This is a genomic window from Flavobacterium sp. HNIBRBA15423 (assembly GCF_052655965.1).
Genome location: NZ_CP199751.1, coordinates 1,287,804 through 1,306,242, shown reverse-complemented (window position 1 = coordinate 1,306,242; position 18,439 = coordinate 1,287,804). Strand labels below are relative to the sequence as shown.

Sequence of the window (18,439 nt, the reverse complement as noted above, 5' to 3'; positions counted from 1 at the left end):
TTAATTACAGTAGTTTTTGAATTTCATCTATAACTCTTTCAATTTCTTTGGAGTCGATACCACCTTTTTCGCTTTCTGTAGTAATGAATAGGTTTTCGTTTATACGATATCCGTTTTCTTCGTAAAACTTCTTTTTCTTTTCCCAATCAGCTTTGTAACTTGGAACAGAGAGCATTCCTAAATGTTCTAATATAATAATGTCCCCAGCAGCATCTATAAAGGTGAAGTCTGGGATTCTCTTTTGACCATTTTTACCTATGAATTCTCTTTCGTATTCAAATGGTAATTCGCGATATTCTAATTCATTTGAGATGATAACTTCTGATTTGCTTCTAACCAACAAACCTTCTTTTTTTGTTTTATGAATTAATCCCTCAACAAATGGAATGTGTGATTTTGCTTCTCTTATTGAAGGTTTAAACATCTGAGTATTTCTTTTTGATGTCTCAGAATGTTGTGGTTTGGACAAATTAATTATCCAATGCGGATTGTCACCTTCTATTAACAGAATTAATTTTCTTTTTGCTCTGGTTAAAGCGGTATAAATCAACTCTCGTGATATTATTCTTCCAGTTTTAGGAATTACCAGAAAAACATATTCAAAATCACTTCCTTGACTTTTGTGTACCGTTATGGTGTAGGCCAATTCAATATTGGCTTCATCTGTTTCTGCCTGCCCTTGTGATCTGTAACCGAAAGTGATGTTTTCATCCATCCCTGTAAAAGCGACATTTGCATGCCCTTTGTATGTATGCGATACGACACCTAACAGTCCATTGGAAAGCTGATGCTTCTCATTACCAGGATAACCGTCTTTCCATTCATTTTTGGTTTGTATTACTTTATCGTATTGACCAATTTTATAATCCCCAATTTTAGCTGCATCTTTTAAGTTTTTTCTAAATTGATTTTGAATTATTTGGTTCAGGCTGAATGTTCCCCAAAAAGGTGCCTTTACAGGGGTCAGGATTTGAAATGATTCAATTTTTGAAGTATCAATTTTATCACCATTTATTCCAATAAATTTATTTAGAGTAACTTCGTCATTTTCATCCTTAAGTTTTAGAACCTCAACTAAAGTTTGATTTATTTTTTTATACAATTCCTTTTCGGTTTGCCAGTTTTCTACTTTCAGGTCGTTCATGCTGTCATTATCTCCTAGTTTAGAAAAAATCAAATCTGCATTTTTACTAGGTTTTAAACCCGAGTACCAAGAAGCTAACGTAAGACAATCTGAATTCTCGCCTTCAACAGTTCTAACCACTTCTTTTAACCTTGCCAGTGATTGAATGGCTTCAGTATCTTCATCATCAGACTTAATAGATTCTATGTAATTACATAAATCTGAAAAAGGTCTTCCTGCACCTATTGGAGGTAATTGATAAGGATCGCCAACTAAAATAATCCTATTGATGTGTCCCAAATCTAATGCTTGAAACAATCCGTATAAATCATCTTCAGTTAGCATAGAGCATTCATCAATGATTACATTTTGTTCCCCTTTGTATTTTTCTGTTCCCGAGAATTTTGGTTTCATTTGAATCCAATCGAATCTTTTTTGTTTCGATAAGAATTGAGCAATTGTAAAAGCTTCAGCATTTGCCATTTTCCCTAATTTAACCCTAGCTTTGCCAGTTGGAGCTAATAAGAGAATCCCTTCTTTCATTAACTCTTTACTCCCAAAAAGCGCCCCTAGAACTGTTGTTTTTCCCGTCCCAGCTGGACCATGTAATACGGATAATTTTCTACTAGTTATTTGTTGTAAAGCTGTTACCTGATCTTTAAGGGCCGCTATATGTCTATCATTATCAAAGCTGAATATTTTACCACTTTTATTAATTACTTTTTTAATCAAATCAGCCCAATCTTCTTTAAGTGGTTCCAATTGTCTTTTACTTCTTGCTAAAAAGACTTTACGTAAATAAGTTTCAATTTCAGTATATATTTTTAATTGTATGGCTTCCGTTTCTTCTGTTTTAATGTATTCAAATTTTGTTTTAAAAAAATCAAGATTACTAACAATGTAGCGGGTTGGTACAACTGTTGTTCGTTGCAAATTTAATAGATTTAAACCTTCAGTAATTTCATTAATAGAGAGCAATGTATCTCCATTTGCAGCGGCTACTTTAAGAATACTAATTATTAAAGCTCTTATTCTTCTATTGTCTAATGGTGATTCGACAAGTTGTGGTTTTTCTGGTATACATTCACCCTGAATGGATGCATCCTCAAATAATCCATTGTCTATCGTTTCAACTGCTATTGGATAATGATCCTGATCTCCACTATCTTCTTCTGCTATCAAATATGGATTTGCTAGGATTTCCTTTTCTGAAACTTTAACACCTATTTTATTTCTAAGAATAGGATCAAACCAATTTTTGATTTGTTTATCACTTAATTCAAAACGTGATAATAATTGTAATAAGTTTTGTCGGTCTAGTGTTTCATTAATCCAGATATCTTTAAAATGTACAAATTCTTTACTATAGGGTTTACCATACAATGTAGTGGTACCATAAATTAAATCCTCCCAAAGATACCAAGGATTGTCTTTGGTTCCAAGTTTCTTTTCCTTTCTTAAATCCTCTTCTAAAGAATGGCCATATTGGAAACCTAATGCAATTAAAGCATTTGCAAATGATGGGAATGGTCCCATACTTTCTTTTACTTTTCCAATTTGTCTGTCAATCCAAATTAAGTTTTCTGTCCAATGTCCTTTAACAATGCCATGTTCCCTAATTCTTTCAACTATAGCTCGCAACTTTGCCAAAATGATAAGCATGGTACTGTCATTTACCCACTCGCTACCATAAGCGAACTCTTCGATGATTTCCTGACGACTACCGGTATCCTGAAGCGTTAGCTTAATCTCGTCAAGTAGTTCGTATTTTGTTTTTTTACCTTCTTTAGTTTTATGGATATAATCTTCGGGTAACTCTAAATATTCCTGATAAGGAATAAGAACTCCTTCGCTTTGAGGTTCATTAGGGTTGATGCCATGTGTGATTAATCTATCCCATAGTGGAAAAGTATGACTCTCTTTACTTTCATATTCTAGTACTGAAGATTTCTTTTTAATAACACCAACACCTGCAATTAATCTTCGTATATCTTCATCTATAGGATTAGCTCCTTTAACATAATAAATGGCTAGCGAATGATTTTCTTTTATGGGATCAAAAAATTTTTGAAGTACAGCATTTTGGGCTTTTGCAGTATATAGCCAAGAAGAGTTAAATGGAGGATTCTCATCATATGGTAAATCAGGATACCATTCTTTTAGTGTTTTTTGATTGCCTTTTAACATCCACCAAAATGGTACTACAAAACTACTAAAAGGTGGTACAGATACAGTAGTTGGTTTTAATGCTAAATGTGGTAAATCTTTACCATTAGGACGGTTATATGGATGATTGAAAGTTCTTTTATAAGCAATAGTATTCATGAACGCACCTCCTTCGGCTTTGCATGGTGGTAAAAATGTATCTTGAATTTTGTTCCAAGATTTGCCCGCATTTTTCTCTTCTAGATCCGCTTTTTTCTCTGCTGAAATTCGAGGTAAGTGTATACAATAAGTGTTTTGGGAAGGATGGTTACAAACTGTTCCATTCCATTTGTTATCGTGCCAAGCAATGCGTATTGATAAATGTTTGTTCATTATAGTATGTTTAACCTTTGTACAAAAAACTGTTATTAACCTCAAATATTTTCAGGATTTTTTAGCCAACTAATCAATAGTTATTTTACTTTTTAATTATTATGCTACAGTCTATCTTTCAATCCTAATAATTTAATTGCATTTTGATATAAACAGTCTTCTCTATTGTCATCTGGGTTTTGAACTTCTAACGCGTTATGAAAACAAATTTCAGCATTTTTAAAGTTAGCATTACAGATATTGAATTCTTCAAAAAAAGGACAGCGTTGATTTCTATCAGTTTGCAAATTATAAAATACTTTAACAATACCTAGAAAATAGATTAATGAATCTACCAAAGCTACATTTTTATGAGTAATTACGGCTTTCTTATCCTTGTACCTTATAATTGGTGTTCCTGTGGATTTTATCATTTTTAACCAATTATCTTTATTTCTTAATACTTCTGGATTTTCAAAAAATCTCTTACAGCTATGTGTTTGGGAAATATTAAGTAAAAGAGAAAAATAAATTTTTTGCGCAAATTGATAAAAACTTTGGTCTTCATATTTTTTGCATAATTTTAGAAAATCTGTAATATTCTTTAATGCTGCGTAATGTGTATATGAAAATGAAATAATTTCTGAAGGAGTCTTTAAGAACGCACTGACCAAATTATTAAGATTTAAATCTTCAAGATTGTTTTTGTTGTCCTGAAGAAAAATGAAAAAACGGCAAATCACATGAACTGGATTAGCTGAGCATAATGCTGTGTGAGTTAAAAGAACAAGCCCTTCAGCTATTTTTTTATATTTTTTTGCAAAAAAAAATTCAAAAAGCATCCAATACATCGGATCCTTATCCATGATAGAATTACCTGATGAAAATGCATTGGTTGTTAAAAATTTGTCATGTATATGTTGGTCATTTAAATTTGCAAAAAGACAAGCGGACAATTCAGCCATATGCTCTCTAACAGTCTTATTATTAATTGTATATAAAATTCGTCCATTTCCAATAACCACACTATTGTGATTGAGATCAATAATTGTATAATTTGGAAATGTATTAGTTGTCTCAAGCTGAATATTATTTTTGTCTGTACCTAGTTTTTTTTGAAACCTTTGGAGGGTTTCAATTCCATCATTCCATAATCCAGACTTTTTATTTTCTAATTTAAGAGGTAATTTGACTTTAGAATTATCTTCACCTCTTGATGCAGCTATTTTATTTATTCCAAGAACAAAATCACAAAATACTAAACCGCCCCAATTAGTGTAAAAATTTTGAAGAAAATGAACATATTCATGTATAAATAACATTTCTTTATTAGTTCCTTCAAAAGATTTTGAGCCATTAAAAATAGCATCTAGATCAATATCCTCTTTGTTGAAATTTAAATCAATATTAAAAGATGTCCAATCATAAGATATTCCAACACGTGAATTGTCAATGAAGACATAGTATTCTTCCATTTTAAATATTTTTTAATTTAACACCTCTCAACTTTTTACCTCCATAATTAAAGGAAAATAACTTATCATTCGAATCTGATTTCTCAATAATATGTGGCCAAACTCTTAAAACCGTCATAGCAAATTCAAAACGGTCAATCTTTTCATCCATTACTCTACAAACTATTGTTTTGTATCCTTCTTCAGATTGTTTAATTATAGGAATTGAAATTCCTTTTTTTTGAAAATCTACAACAAGAAAAATTGAGTCTTTTAAATCATTTTCAGTTATTTCATTGTCTTCCCAACGTTCAATTTTATATTTTTTTTGCTTTTGAAGATTATGAACATCTTCTAATATTTTCAACACTGGACGTGGGTAATTGGAATCAATGTATATTTTCATCATACTTATGATTGGTAGGCTAATACTGCTTCTATGTCTTCTTTGCTTATTTCATAGTCTTCAATGATTTCCTCAATTGATTCAGGTCCCGAATAGAAACGTAAAATTGTTTCTACATTTACTCCTTTTTGACTGATTATTGAAGGTTTTCCTCCACCAACTTTAGGTGTAATTTCAATTCGTTTCAAGCCTTTTGCAGGTGTAATTCTTTGTGCAATACCTGACGTATCGAATTCAATATCCCTGAAAAATTCTCTAACGATATCCAGATTAAATTGGTTTTTACCATTTAATGTAACGTTACCGTCTTCAAAGTCCCAAGTGATGTCACTTCCTGATACCCTTAATTTTTTATTTACATTATTTGTTGCAAAAGGAAATGACTTTCCAGTTTTATCTGCTAAGTCTTGTCTTGCTTTAAAAATGGCTCTTATGTTAAAATTATTTTCAATTAATTCACCAATAACCACTAATTCAATTAATCCATGGAAGCTGATACGACGATTATCTATATCTGTTTTAACTGAACCGTCTAAACCTTCATAGTCTATTTCTGCCAATTTATTAAACCAACGTCTTACTCTTTCTGTTGGTTTATTTATAATTCGAGCTACATCGGCAATAGTATAAATCCCCTCTGTATTAGTAAACTCTTTCATAATTGTATCATTTGAAGTGTCAAACATTGACACCTGATTGGTTTCTTGTTTTTGTACTTTAGTCTTTTTCTCCTTCACCACCTTCTCTTTCTTCACTGGCTTTTTCTTATCCCATAAGCCAGCTGCTACTTCTTCTGCGTGGATTTTATGATTGAGTTCTAATAGGCGTTTTAATACTTCTTTGCGTGTTTCTGGGTGGATGGTGTAACGCACACGGTCGTTTTCTGGTAAATAATCTACTTCATAAAAATCATGACGTAAGGCAATATCTTGCCAACCGTAAGCTTCTAAAACCGCTTCATCCATTTGTTTGTGCAGTTCTCGTAGTTTGATAATACCTTGCACTGCTTCCTCAAATGAAATGGTATTAGGTGTTTTTTCTAAGTGCTTTTGTAAGGCAAAGACTTGCTTGTCTTTTAAATCTAATTTATTTAATTGAATGCCATTGCTATGAAATAAATTATATGTTTTGGTTAAACCAAATTGAATGTTTATCATTAATTGCTTACGAAATTCACTATGATTAAATCCTATATCATTTAAAAATTTTTCATTGCAATTTATTGGAAAAGGAAAAGTTTCATAACATCTTGAAGGAGCATATCTAAAACCTTCTCCCATTCTGTTACCATATTTTACACTCCATTCATAATGTATATTGGACTGAAAAATAGTATAAAAATCAAAATTGTCTTTAGCAACTACAAATACAGTTTGTGAATAGGCATTTTCACTTGATAATTGAGAAACATTAAAGTGTTTGTAAGTTTGAGCAAGTACAAATACATTTTTTAAATTTTTTATTGCATTTCTCATTCCTGGTCTACTTTCTCCGTAAATCCACCATTTCGAAGGCAAACTACCTCTCAAAGCATAATCACCAATTATTTCAAAACCATTGTCATCAACTTTCCATCTTTGTCTTTCTGGTTTTACTAACCTTTCAATTTTTTCCAAGCAAATTGGATAATCAGAGGCGTAAGGTGGACCTATTTGTTTTTTTTGTTCTAAATCATATTCTTCATTTAATGGAAAGTCAAAAAAATTAATTATGTGTCTCGAGTTTCTTTGAAGATAATCGTCATTTAAATCATTACCATTTATAAATGGAAAAATTACATCTTTATTTTTACTATTACTTGAAATTAAAATATTAGCTTCTTCATTTGTCAGTAAAAAACCATCGCCTAAAAAATAATATCCTGTAAAAATTTGATTTTTATTTTCATCTAATGTAAATGGCTCTCCAATATCAAATCCATTACTTAAAAAGCTAGAAATGAAATTTACTCTTTCTTCATTTAAAATAACATTTTCTTTTACAACATTTCCCTTTTTAAAAGTAATCAAACTTACATTAACAGTGGCTTCTCCAGGCCATTTAATAGACTTAACGGCATGAATAATTGTAGCTTCTTTTTTTACTAATTCTTCCAATCCACCAAGTCTTAGGTCTCCATTTGATATACTACTTGTGGTAATTACGGAGAAATAATTATCTTTTTTTATGATATCGAAAATCCTATTAAAAAAATAAACAACTAAATCATTAATTCCTACATGAAAGAAGTTTCGTAGATATTCTAAAAATTGATCACCAAAAGCTTTTTTTAATTTTTTATCACCTAAATAAGGTGGATTCCCTAAAATACAATCAAAACCACCTTTTTGAAATACTTGCGGAAACTCTAAAAACCAATGAAAGAAGTGTTTTTCTTGTGCTATTGTCATACTGGCACCTCGGTCAATAATTTGTGCATTGGTTTTTAAGTAACTTACATATTGGCTGTGGGTAGTTAATTTTTCTTTGTTATCTTCAGTTTTAGGAATAAAGAATTGTGCTACTTGTATATCGGCTATTTGTTTTAATCTAAACCACTTTTTATCTTGTGTTAAATCGTGATAGGCTTTTTCCTTTTTAGCAATTTGTTCCGGGGTGTTTTCTGGTAACTGCGTAAACGTAGTAAAGTCTTTTTGCAAATCTTTTAAATCGTCATCGGCAGATGCTACATCAAATGTAGTTAATTGCCCTTTGGTTTTTCGTTCTAAGTCGTTTCGTTTTTTAAAAGCACTCGCGATGTCTTTGTCGTCACCTAGTAAGGTTTTAAAGGCTTCGCTGGCAATACCGTTTTCTAGTTCTTCAAAATGCGCTAAACCTACAATGGCATTTCCGTTTTTAATGTGGTGATCTAAAAAGTTCAACGGTTGCCCTGGTTCATGCGCCTCTAACCATAGCGCTACTTTACACAATTCTACCGCTAGTGGGTTTAAATCCACCCCATAGATACAATTTTTAATTACATCACGAACAGCTACACGTAAAACCGATGGTGTGGGTTGGTCTTCGTTACTGCGCACTCTTGCCAACTCAAAACCAATACGTCGCGCTGCAGATAATAAAATATGACCGCTACCACAAGCCACATCACAAACGGTAATGCTTAATAAGCCTTGTTCTGGATCGGCTTCTTTTAGTTTATCAGCAATGATGTAATCTAAAGAGTGTACGATTAATGGTTTTACCAATTCTTCAGGTGTATAGTGTGATCCTGAGGAAGAACGATCGTCTCCTTGTTTGAAATAAAACTCCCCATTTTCTACTACGGGTTCAAACTCTAATAAACCTTCGTACACCGAACCGAATTCCTCTACGTCTAAATCGGCATAATTGACACGGATGGTTTGTTTGTTTTCGTTTTCAAAAGTAACCAAGTATTTGAATACTTCTAAAACCGTTTTGTTGTTTAAAACCGTGTCGTTTAGACTTTGAATAGCGTTGTTACTAAATATACCTGAACCTAGTGCATCTATTCCTAAGGCTTTCCCTGTATTGGCATCTTCAAACAAACGGAAAGTCATGAGTAACGATTGCCAAAGATCGGTTTTCTTAGGATCGATGTATACCGCTTTGTTTACCAAATAGGTTAAGCGTTGGATGCTGTAAAACTTATAGTAGATGTCTTTTAGTTTCTTTTCTTCTTCGGTTAGGTTTTCCTTATAAATCAGATTACGTTCTTCGATTACCAATAAAAATAATACCCGATATACTGATCTTAAGATATGTAGATAGTACTGCTTCGCATTGATCTTATTCTCTTCAAAAGATTGCTGTAACTCTCTGTTTTCAGGTTGTTTTAATAAACCATTAGCCAAAGAAAGGATTGATCTTTCTACCGCTTGACTCAAACGTTCACGAATACGGGAACCTGATGCCAAAGCTTCGTTGTGGTAATACTCTAAAATAGCATCTTTGGCTTCTTCTTTAGTGTCTTTTAAACGCGAAGCATGCAATAAACGATAGAAAATAGCAAACTCGGCATAATGGCCTTCTTCTACCATTTGCTCTAAGTTGAACTCCAAATAACTTAAACGTGATAAACGAGTGGCATCACGCAACACTCTGAAATGGATTCCGTTGGTTACAAAACCATAAATGTGTTCGGTAGAATTGATGTATTCCTGCATTAACGCATGAGGCGATAATCTAGGGCCACTTTCTGCTTTTTTATCTAACGATTGTTCTGAACCTACAATGTGAATGGGGAAACCATCTTTATTGCTGGCTCTGTGGGAAATAGCATAGGATTTACCGTTAACTATTTCAGCATTAGACAGTGCCACTTCATAACCTAATTGGTTTAGTAGTGGTAATATCCAATACCTGCGGGTTTCGGTTACACCATTGTCGGTAGGCTGAAAAGCATTTCGTTTTTGTTTGAAAATTTGCCAATGCGTATTGATCAAACTCCAAGCATTGCTGATTTCATCACGTACTAATTCATTGGGTTTTAACCCAAAGTCTTGTGCCTTTTGATGGCTGATGTTATCTTGACGAATGCGATCTAAAATTTCACTCGTAAAGATATTACCTTGTATGTTAATAGTTGTGAATTTCATGACTTAAAAAATTGCTTTAGGTTTTGGTAGTAAAATATAAACGCCCATTACATCTGGTGGTAATACAGGAGTCGATTTTTCGTAACTTCTTCCACCAATTAAAGCTTTAAATCTTCCGTGTGCTTCTACTAATTTATCGGCACGTTCTGCTGCAATAGCTATGAAAGCGTCTTTTTTATTTTCAAAAGAATGCAATTCCTGGTCTAGTAATTGTTGTTGTCTTTCTAAAGGTAAGTTACTTAATGGAATTGCTTTAGCTACTAAATTTTGGACTTCTTTAAAATCGATAGCCTTTAAATCTCCATTTTGCTCTGAATATCCCCATAAACACATTTCTTCTGCCACGGATTCGTTTTTAGAACGAACTTCTTTTACTACATTTCTTACTCGGAACATCACAAGTGTAGTTTTGCTTGTTACACTTTCGGTTTGAATGACACTGGTACGCGCTAAATTATAATTATTCCCTTCATCATCAAAAGCATTACTGATTACATAATGACACAATTGTTCTATAAATCGATGATTACGACCAATGTATTGATATCCTTTTGGAGTGGGAGAATTGAATGCGATTTTGGTTTCTGTTTTCCCTTTTGCTTGTTCGGTTGCTGTTAATAAAGCCACTTGCAAATGTTTAGGCAAGTTAGTGACTTGTATTCTATAACCATCGAAATCTTGTGTTACTGAAGCTCCTAGTAAAGACAATGCATAAGTAGCAAAACTTTCTACCACTTGTGGATCTCCGATGGCTTCATCTACTTCTTCTAAATCTTTTTTGATGGCTTCTGCATCTACTGATTCTTGAGCAAAAATAGAACGTAAGTTTTCTCCTTTTTTCCTAGCCAATTCTAGTTCGTTATCAATCTTAATTTTATCCTCTTGGAACAGTGTTAATTGATCTGCTTCTGAACTAGTTTTTAAGATTTTATGCGTTAGTTCCGCCATTAGTGATTTGTTGTTTTCACCAATAGGGATAGTAACTCCAATACTTCTTTGAATTTCACGCACTTTACGAATTAACACTTCCAGAATGAATTTATCCATCGGATTGTTTTCTCCGTAAAGCATATAGGTTTTGATTTCCTTTGAAGTTTGTCCGAAACGATCGACACGACCTTCACGTTGTTCAATACGGTTTGGATTCCAAGGTAAATCATAATGCAACACCGCATTGAAAAGATCCTGTAAATTGATTCCTTCACTCAAACAGTCTGTTGCAATCAACACCCGTTTTTCATGTTCGCCCATTCTTTGGATTTCTTCTTTTCTTTGTTCATCAGCTAATTCTGAGGTGATGGCTTGTACCAAAACATTTTTTGGAAGTGCTTGTCTTAACTTTTCTTCAACATATTTAGCAGTAGCGATGTAATGACAGAAAATTATAGGCTGAAATCCTATTTTCAACCATTTTTGAATGATATCAATTGTATGCTTTATTTTTAAATCAGTATCCGGATTTTCAATTAGTAGTTCAGCCTTACTTAACAAGTTGGTTAAACCTTGTAATTCATTAGCCTTATAGTCTACAGCGTTTAACAAATCATTTCTTGAGAAATCTACTCCAAAGTCATTTTCTTCGAATAAGGTATTTTCAACAGCTTCTGTTCCAATTTCTACTTCTTCTTCCTCAGAAGTTACTTTAGTATGACGCTTTTCTAACATTTCTTTTGCCATCACTGGACTTGACATAGCCCCTTTGATTAAAGCAATAGCTGCCCATGAACGTAACAATTTGGTGTTCTCATTATCGGTTTCCACTTCCGAAATACCACGAGCAAATGCCACTAAATCATTGTAAAAAGCCTTTGTTGTTTCTGATAAAGTAAAACCAACTTCTTTGGAATCTCTATCAGGAAACAGCGTATCTTCATTCAACCATTTGCGGATGTTTTCTCTTTTTCTTTGAATGAAATATTTAGCAATGTTCTTTCTTTCCGCTTGGCTTAACTTTTCAAAATCTAATTCTCTGAATGATGGTTTTAACAAGCCTAATAACGATAAAAACTCCTCGTCTTTACCACTATGCGGTGTAGCAGTTAACAAGACTAAATGACGTTTTTCTTGTTCTGCAATATCATGAATTAAATTGTATCGCTGTTGTTGATTTTTAGAAGTAGCACCTTTTGGTAATGTGCAGGTATGTGCTTCATCTACCACTACTAATTCAGGGCAATCGTTTAAAAATATCCCTCTTCTTTTATCTGTTTTAATGTAATCTACAGAGATTACTTGATAAGGTAAATGATGGAAAACAGAACGGTCATCTGGTACCAGTCTATCTAATCTTGAAGCCGTACTCGAGCGAATGATTTCAGCATCAATATCTAATTTATCTTTTAATTCTTGTTGCCATTGTTCACATAAATGTGGAGGACAAATTACAGCAAACCTTTTAATTTCGCCGCGTTCCATTAATTCTTTTATAATTAATAATGCTTCAATGGTTTTTCCAATACCCACATCATCAGCAATTAAAAGACGAGTTATGTCTTGTTTTAATGCCATGACTAAAGGAACCACTTGATACGATCTTGGTCTAAAAGATAGTTTTCCCATACTTCTAAATGGTCCAGCTGCATTTCTTAATGAAAGACGGGATGCATTGTATAATAATTTGGCGGTTTCAAAATTTCCTATTTGATTAGGTGTGGGTTCTTTGAAAGTTGCTTTGTCAATTTTCTCAAAATCTTTAGCTAATGGCAAAAAAATACCGGTAATTTCTTCATCAGATCCTCCAAGAGGTTTTACTAAAACCACTTGTTCTTCATTAGAAGGTAAAACCATCCAATCGCGATTTCTGTAGCGGACTAAATTACCTGGTGTATATTTTGTATTCATTACAATCTTTATTTTACTTTTCTAAAAATGTCTTTTCTTCTAATCATCAAATCTTCAATTGGCTCTGAATAATGCCATCGAATGACGTCAATTGCTCCTTCTTGTAATATTTTATTGATCATTTCATCACTTTTCTTTACCTCATCTTTATCATGAACTGATCCGTCACAAAATAGTAATGTAGGACCAAAACCAGTATTAAAAACAAAATCGGCACTGATATAATAGTCCTTTAAATTCACCTGTGCTTTATCTGGTAAAACATAGCCGTTTTCATAAAGATATTTTATCAATTTTTGTTCTGTGCTACTGTTTTTATCATAAGCATCCAATAAATATTTGTATTGCTCTTCACGGTCATTATCAATTCCTTGAACCAATTCTACTTCGCAATCCATCAAATTCTCCAATGTTTCTTTAATATCATAACGATTTAATACTTGGTGGTGAATTTGGTTATAATAACTTAATAAATCTTGATAAGTTGCATGCGGTAACGATCTTCCAATTTCTGTTTCCTCTCTTGTTTCAGCATCAAAATGAAGAATTTCATAACTTGCTCTGAACCATTCTTTCATTTTAATAGGATCTGAAATCAATTGAGATAAGATCCCTAGTGAACCTTCAGAAGCTTCATTTATTAGAATATTTGGTTTTTCTTGATCTCCCATAATACTCACGGCAATTTCACTTTCTTCTACTAAAAATAATTTTTCAATACCGCGTTTTAAAGCATAACTCAATGAAATAACTTGATTTGGTGTAGCGCCAATATTCCCTAAAGGTTGAATGTACAATACATCTGATGTATCTTTTGTGTAAAGTGTTATATCTTTTGAGTTCTCTTGTAATTCTGGATTATTTTGAACGTTTCTTTCTTGTACCCAAACACCATTTCTTTGATCAATTTTAAATCCATCATCTTTAGATCTTTTTGCTTTTTTATTGACTTTAACCAAATTAGCCGTTTTACTAAAATAGAGTTGTAATAGTTTTTCTCCTCCTTTTTTTAAAACTACTGATTCTGTATTTTCAATTCCTTGTGGAAAATTAAAGTAGGATACAATCTCATATCCAGATCTACTTCTTTCTTCTTCGATACAAGAAATTTTTTGTAGCGGGATTCCTTCACATTCTGAAAATTCTATTACGTTTGAAAAATTGCTAATGGCATCCCCTTTTAATTGACTTTTGCTAATAGGGTCGATATTTGCTGTTTTAATTTCATCATTAAAATAGGCATATCCAGTTTTATTGGATACCATTATTTTTTCAGTTGCATTTTCCAAATCAGAAATCATCATCCTATTAATTCTAAACTTACTTCCCGAATGATATACTGTGTTAGCTGGTCCAAATTCAGATAGTGCTAAGTTTCTAGGGCGAGAAAGTACTTCAACGTCGTCTCTGTAACTTTTACCTAGTACCGCTCTGACAGGTAGTCTAGTGAAATTATAACCTGGTAAGAAACCTTCTGCTGCTAAATATCGGAATACATAAAACTCTGAATTATTTGAATTTTTTTGTTCCTTATTAATTAATAAATCAATTTGCTTTCTAGCAAATCTTTCTTGTTTTGCTGCTTCTTTTCTTTCGTCACTATCAACTTTATAAGTATGATTGTCTATTATAGCTTGTGCTTTATTTCTAAGTGTACAAGCATTTTGAAACATTCGAATCCAACGTGTAAAGGCATTTGAAAATTGTGTTGGAAATTTTTCAATTTTAGAGTCAATCCAACGTTTCGTAAACCAGTTTGTGTTTTTTAATTCTGGTAACATTGACAATGTTATTTTTTCAAACTCTTCCAACAATGATGCTTTATTGATAGCACACAAATGTTCTATTCTTTCTTGAATATCATTTTTAACAAATATCTTTTGTTCGTTGTTAAGATCTAAAACTTCTGCAGCAGAACTTTTCAATTCACTTATTTCTAAATTCATTAACAAAAAGGCATTCAAGTGAGAGGCTATTAATTCTTCATTAATTAGATCAATTCTCGGAGTCTGAACTGTTCCTGCCACCATTTCTGTTGCATTCTTAAAATAATTTACATCATGTGGTGACATGGTTGAACAGTAAGTGAACACCAATGCTGTTTGTCCTCCACGTCCAGCACGACCACTTCTTTGAGCATAATTTGCTGCATTAGGTGGTACGTTTCTCATATGCACAATATTTAAATTGGCAATATCGATACCTAACTCCATTGTAGGTGAACAAAACATTGTAGATATTTCACCTTTTCTAAAAGCATCTTCTCTTTCAATTCTTTGTGCAGAATTAATTTGGCCAGTATGTTCTTTTGCAATTAGTTCTTTATTGAATTTTGTAAAATCTGTTTTATATAAATTTTGAAAATAACTGTTTGGTTTCAAATCTTTTAAATCTGATTGGAAATTAAATCTAGTGTGATCCAATCGAATCGTTTTTTCATCTCCTTTTAGCCATAACAATTGATCCGCTCTAAGTTTAAAATAGCTAAGTTCAGGATTTCTTCTGTCTTGTTCAACAGTTATTAGGTTTGTAATATGTAATAAATTTAAAATACTTTGCATGAAAGTATCATAATTGTCTCTATTAAGCTTATCTAATCCTTCTTCTACTAGACAACGATTTATGTATTTTCCAAGATTAGAACGATGTCCCATCGAAATTATAAATTTACCTTTTGGCCTAGGGGAAGGAATAGACAATACCATTTCTGTTGGTTTGTCGATTTTTTCGTTATAATCTAACGACCATAATGAATCTGGATGAAGTCTATCTCTCATTAGAGATTCATTATTTGCAATATCTTTGAAAAACTTATGATCTAAAGCAAAATTAGTTCTAAAATAATCCAAAATATTTCTAAGAAACTCTTTTCGCTTTTCAACCGATATACGTGTTAAATATTCAATGTTTTGAAAACGATCTTCAAGGCTTACTAATTTATCAAGATTTTTATAGTCGATTTCTAAAAGAGCTACTTGTTCTAGGTTTGGTAAGGTATAACGCCAACCTCTTTTTAAGTCTTGAAAAATTCTATACTTTAAATATTCTTTTAAGGCTTCAATATTCCTTTCATCAGGAAATTCAGGATCACTAGATGGGTATAAAGCATACTGTACCTCTTTCAAATTTAAACTTTGAAACAAAAACTCGGCAATTTCATAAATTTCTATTGGTTTACTAGAATTTTGTAACGCATTGAATAATGCAGCTCTCAACCTTATTGTTGTGTAAAAATCATTGAAGTGTCCTGCTTGCAATGATGCATCTTGTCTATTATCTGTGAAACTCAGTAGTTTTTGATCTTGCAATGCTTCGCCTTGGTCTACCAAACTTTTTACAACAGCGTATGAAATTACAGATGTAGCAGTACTTCTTCCCTCAGAACCTAATCTTGATAACTTAGTAAAATCACTTGTCTTACTATCTTCATATATAATTTGAGCCGTTGGATCGATTCTTAATTTGGCAGGTATAAAATATCCTTTAATTGGAAAATTAGGTTCAAATGAAAATTGACCATCACTATTAAAATAGATTTCGTGTGGCATTAACATTTTGTAGTATGGAAGTAAATCTGATCCTTGTTTGTTTAACCATTGTGAAGGAACTAAATCAATGTAATCAAGATTCCAAAATTCCTCCCCTTCATCAAGAACTATATATCCATTTTTAAAATCTCTAATATCTGGATTTTTTTGATTAATTTCCTCTTTCTTCTTATTTACGAATTCTTTATTTGGTATGATGGGTATTAAATTACCCTCATCAACATTTAATTCTACACAAATAAAATCATAACCAGAATATCTAGAAAACAATAAAGGATATAGTTTTTTTTCTTTTCCATCAATCTTTAAAAAAGGTTCATCAGATGACGCAATTGTTCTTGTTTTTCTTGGCTCTAACGTCACAGAAATTGAACCTGTTTGCGAAATAAATTGATGAAAACGAAATGGTAAAAATGACTTCCTAGTTCCAGCTATTCTGTTTTCTTCATTTATTTTTTCAGCCCATTTTAGTAAATCAACAATGCAGCTTTTAATTTCCTCTTTAGGTAGAGATGTAACTTTATGAATTTCTTCTGTTATTTGATCAATATTCAAAGGTTTACCTCTTTCTAATGTTCCAAAATTAGATTTTAAAGCTACATTCATTTCAAGCCAATTGGCAAGATCATTCGAAACAAAATCATCTTCATTACCATTGACATCAATTCCTTTTTTAATAGCATTAGCCAGCATAAAAGAATTTACCTCTTTTGCTTGTGTACAAGGTTCTAAGTATTCATTAATTATAACTTCAGAACTAAATTGTTTACCAAATATTTGAGTTGCTACTTCTGCTACTTTTTTCTTTTTTTCTTCAGGTGAACCATGAGAAGCCATTGTAGCTGATGTCCCAATGAATATAATTTCGTTCATAGCTAAAGCTTGAACTCTTCGATTTAATATACTCACATCTGCCCCTTGTCTGCCTCTATAGGTATGTAACTCGTCATATACCAAATACTTAAGATTTTCTTTTATTGAATCTCTTAACCATTTTTCGGACTGACGTGTCATTATCAATTCTAACATCATGTAGTTTGTCAAAATGATGTCAGGTTGATCAGTTTTAATTTTTTCTCTTATATCACCTCCTTCTTGACCTGTATATTGTGCAAAGGTTATTGGAAAATCTTCCCCATAAGCATTAGCATATTTTTTAATTTCTTCAAACTGAGAATTAATTAAAGCATTCATTGGGTAAACCAAAATTGCTTTTACACCCTTCTTTTTTTCAAATCCTCTGCTGAATAAATCATTAAAAATTGTAGCTAAAAAAGTTAATGACTTACCTGAGCCTGTTCCTGAAGTAACAACAAAACCACAATCTTTGACTCCAAGTTCTATAGCTTCAACTTGATGTCGGTATAATCTATAAGATCCTAATGCTTTAGAAAGATTAGGATGAACGGTTGCTTCATTAATTAATTCTTCAAATGATTTGCCTTTTTCAAATGAAGGGTTAAATTGAATTAAAGGCTCAGGTATAATGTTTTTTACTAAAGTTTCATTCTGAATATATTTTAGAATCTTTGAATCATTTATATTAATAAAAGACTGAAGGTATTCTTTGTAATCGGATATAACTTGATTGTGCGTAATGAATGCATCCATTTTAGTTTGCTAATTTAATTGTAAAATTATGGAATTCGTAAATTTAAAAATTTTAAATAGTAAATCAATTTAAATAATACTGAACTTTGCATTAACAATAAAGAAAAACAAGTTTCATAAATATTATCCCTGAATTTTAAGTAGCCTCTATTATTTATTACCTATTTATTTGATTAAATTAATAGTATTTTAGTAAAAGAACCAAATATAACGTTTAAGAACTTCACTATATCGAAAATCTTACAATATCGGCAAAGTATCAATATTATGCTTTAACTTTAAAATATAAAAGCTAAGCATATACTTATGCAACTTATTATAAAATTGTATAAATACTAAATAAAGTATTTTATCTTAAAAAAAACTCATTTTTTATACTCTAA

6 protein-coding genes are annotated in these 18,439 nt (G+C 31.9%); all 6 read right to left on the bottom strand.

Translation table 11 applies throughout. From position 1 onward, the window contains the following. Positions 1-4: 4 nt before the first annotated feature. A complete protein-coding gene (locus tag ACULEV_RS05775; RefSeq protein WP_445457722.1) occupies positions 5-3,661 on the bottom strand; it encodes an ATP-dependent DNA helicase in 3,657 nt (1,218 codons plus the stop codon). Between the two features lie 104 nt (positions 3,662-3,765). Beyond that, entirely contained in the window at positions 3,766-5,115 is a 1,350-nt protein-coding gene (locus tag ACULEV_RS05770) for a hypothetical protein (RefSeq protein ID WP_445457721.1), read from the bottom strand. Position 5,116: 1 nt separating this feature from the next. Continuing rightward, positions 5,117-5,503 carry a hypothetical protein gene (locus ACULEV_RS05765; RefSeq protein WP_445457720.1) on the bottom strand — a complete coding sequence of 129 codons (387 nt, stop codon included), beginning with the start codon at positions 5,501-5,503 and terminating at the stop codon, positions 5,117-5,119. Positions 5,504-5,505: 2 nt separating this feature from the next. Beyond that, positions 5,506-10,056, bottom strand: a complete 4,551-nt coding sequence (locus ACULEV_RS05760; RefSeq protein ID WP_445457719.1) for an Eco57I restriction-modification methylase domain-containing protein — start codon at positions 10,054-10,056, stop codon at positions 5,506-5,508. A 3-nt stretch (positions 10,057-10,059) separates the two neighbouring features. After that, on the bottom strand, positions 10,060-12,897 hold the full coding sequence (locus ACULEV_RS05755; RefSeq protein WP_445457718.1) for a helicase-related protein: 2,838 nt from the start codon (positions 12,895-12,897) through the stop codon (positions 10,060-10,062). Positions 12,898-12,905: 8 nt separating this feature from the next. After that, positions 12,906-18,056 (bottom strand): DEAD/DEAH box helicase, encoded by a 5,151-nt coding sequence (locus ACULEV_RS05750; RefSeq protein WP_445457717.1) that lies wholly within the window; start codon positions 18,054-18,056, stop codon positions 12,906-12,908. Positions 18,057-18,439: the final 383 nt, after the last annotated feature.

Bases quoted from the DNA above. Each gene is read 5' to 3' on its own strand.
- ACULEV_RS05775 (WP_445457722.1), bottom strand. From the start codon at position 3,661: ATGAACAAACATTTATCAATACGCATTGCTTGGCACGATAACAAATGG.
- ACULEV_RS05770 (WP_445457721.1), bottom strand. From the start codon at position 5,115: ATGGAAGAATACTATGTCTTCATTGACAATTCACGTGTTGGAATATCT.
- ACULEV_RS05765 (WP_445457720.1), bottom strand. From the start codon at position 5,503: ATGATGAAAATATACATTGATTCCAATTACCCACGTCCAGTGTTGAAA.
- ACULEV_RS05760 (WP_445457719.1), bottom strand. From the start codon at position 10,056: ATGAAATTCACAACTATTAACATACAAGGTAATATCTTTACGAGTGAA.
- ACULEV_RS05755 (WP_445457718.1), bottom strand. From the start codon at position 12,897: ATGAATACAAAATATACACCAGGTAATTTAGTCCGCTACAGAAATCGC.
- ACULEV_RS05750 (WP_445457717.1), bottom strand. From the start codon at position 18,056: ATGGATGCATTCATTACGCACAATCAAGTTATATCCGATTACAAAGAA.